1 protein-coding gene is annotated in these 362 nt (G+C 68.0%); it reads left to right on the top strand.

Annotation, left to right across the window (positions count from 1 at the left end):
* A partial coding sequence (locus tag EN807_RS32855) for a sugar nucleotide-binding protein (protein ID WP_135937959.1) occupies positions 1 to 362 on the top strand: 362 nt, incomplete at both ends.

Genomic DNA, 362 nt, shown 5'->3' on the forward strand with positions numbered 1-362 from the left:
CGGAGCGACATGGAAGTCGTTGCCGTTGGCCGGCCGCAACTCGACCTTGCGCGGCCCGACACGGTGTTCAAGGCGCTCGAAGCATCGCGGCCCGATATCATCGTTTCTCCAGCTGCCTACACCGCCGTCGACCAGGCCGAGGACGAGAAGGACCTGGCCTTCGCGGTGAACGCAACCGGCGCCGGCAAGGTGGCGGAAGCGGCGGCAAGGCTTGGCATCCCCGTCATCCATCTGTCGACCGACTATGTCTTCGACGGCAGCAAGGACGGCGCCTACGTCGAGACAGACGCCACCGCCCCGCTCGGCGTCTACGGCGCTTCCAAGCTCGCCGGCGAAGAGGCGGCGACCACCGCCAACCCGCG

Origin of the sequence: Mesorhizobium sp. M5C.F.Ca.ET.164.01.1.1 (assembly GCF_004792125.1) — a bacterium.
In the GTDB taxonomy this organism is placed as follows: domain Bacteria; phylum Pseudomonadota; class Alphaproteobacteria; order Rhizobiales; family Rhizobiaceae; genus Mesorhizobium; species Mesorhizobium wenxiniae.